Genomic DNA, 1,627 nt, shown 5'->3' on the forward strand with positions numbered 1-1,627 from the left:
CCCGTACCCTGATCGACCGCTTCGGCATCAAGACGCCCTCACCCGCCACCCCGGCCGGCGCACTGTCCGGCGGCAACCTCCAGAAACTCCTCGTCGGCCGTGAACTCGCCCACGAGGCACCCCTGCTGCTCGTGGAACAGCCCACGCGCGGCGTGGACATCGGCGCGGTCCGGCACATCCACGACCAGCTGATCGCCTACCGCGACGCGGGCCACGCGGTGCTCCTCGTCTCGGCGGAACTCAGCGAGATCCGCGCCCTGTCCGACCGGGTCCTCGTCATGTACGAGGGCCGGATCTCGGCCTCCTACACCCGCGAAGAGGCCGACGAACGCACCCTGGGCCTCGCCCTCGCCGGAGCGGAGGCCCGACCGGCATGACCGCCCCCACCACCACCCCCTCCGCGCGTACGGAACTCCTGCGCTCTCCCGTCCTGTTCTCCGTCGTCGCCGCCCTCGTCATCGGGGCGCTCCTGCTCGCCGGCGCCGGGGCGGACCCGCTCACCGGATACACCGCCCTGTTCAGCGGCTCCCTCGGCCCCGACGGGATCGCCGCCACCCTGACCACCGGCACCAGCGTCCTCGGCATGGCCCTCGCACTGGCCGTACCGCTGCGCGGCGGACTCATCAACCTCGGCGGCGACGGCCAACTGGTCCTCGGCGGCCTCGCCGCCACGGTCACCGGCCTCTACGTCCCCCTGCCCGCGCCCCTCGCCGTGGCCGCGGCCCTGCTGGCCGGCATGGCCGCCGGCTGCGCGTACGCCGTCCTCGCCGCGGTCTGCGAAACCCGGCTCGGGGTTCCCCTGCTGGTCAGCAGCCTGCTCCTGTCCTACCCGGCCGTGTCCTTCGCCTCGTACCTGGCGCGCTACCCGCTCAAGGAGCCCGGCTCCAGCCTCCCGCAGACCCGGCGGCTGCCCGAAGGCGTCGCCCTGCCCGCCCTCGGAGCGACCACGATCACCGTCGGCCTGCTCCTCGTCGCCGCCGCGGCCGTCGTCCACGCCTTCGTCGACGCGCGCACCAGCTCCGGGTACGAGGTCCGCATGACCGGCCTGAATCCCCGGTTCGCCGCCTACGCCGGTGTGGACCGGCCCCGGCTGACGCTGCGCCTGATGGCCGCCTCCGGCGCCCTCGCCGGCCTGGTCGGGGCGATCGGGGTGCTGAGCTTCCCGTACCGCTTCCTCGACGGCGCGCTCACGGCGCCCGGCTACACCTGGACCGGGCTGACGGCGGCGCTGCTCGCCGCCGCCGCACCGCCCGGCACCGTCCTCGCCGCCTTCTTCTTCACCGCCCTGCAGGTCGGCGGCCTGAGCATGGAGCGCGCCACCGAGGTACCGCGCGAGCTGACCCAGGTACTGCAGGCCCTGGTCGTCGTCTTCCTCGCCGCCCGGCTGCGGATGCCCCGGCGCCCGGCCGGCCGGGGTACGCGCGGCGCCGGGAAGGAGGCCGCCCGATGACCCCCGACCTCGACCTCCTCCTGTCGGTACTGCGCGCGCTGACCCCGATCCTGCTCGCCGCCCTCGGCGGGGCGATCTGCGAGCGGGCCGGCGTGTTCAACATCGGCCTCGAAGGCATGATGCTGATCGGCTGCTTCAGCGCCGTCGCCACGAGCTGGTTCACCGGCAGCCCGTGGC

At 74.4% G+C, this 1,627-nt stretch carries 2 protein-coding genes and 1 pseudogene; all 3 read left to right on the plus strand.

Going from position 1 to position 1,627, the window contains the following annotated elements; genetic code table 11:
* Positions 1-377, plus strand: a pseudogene (locus VR44_RS08920) (heme ABC transporter ATP-binding protein); the annotation flags it as partial.
* The gene (locus VR44_RS08925) at positions 374-1,450 is read left to right on the plus strand and encodes an ABC transporter permease (protein ID WP_045946865.1); all 1,077 of its coding nucleotides are present in this window, start codon (positions 374-376) and stop codon (positions 1,448-1,450) included. The pseudogene VR44_RS08920 and the gene VR44_RS08925, both read left to right, overlap by 4 nt.
* Positions 1,447-1,627, plus strand: a 181-nt coding sequence (locus VR44_RS08930) for an ABC transporter permease subunit (protein WP_045946866.1), incomplete at its 3' end; no start/stop codon positions are given. The genes VR44_RS08925 and VR44_RS08930, both read left to right, overlap by 4 nt.

The sequence above is a fragment of the Streptomyces katrae genome, assembly GCF_000966975.1.
GTDB classification, from domain to species: Bacteria; Actinomycetota; Actinomycetes; order Streptomycetales; family Streptomycetaceae; genus Streptomyces; species Streptomyces katrae.

What these genes read in the sequence shown, in the direction of transcription:
- VR44_RS08925 (WP_045946865.1), top strand. Translation starts at nt 374, where the DNA reads ATGACCGCCCCCACCACCACCCCCTCCGCGCGTACGGAACTCCTGCGC.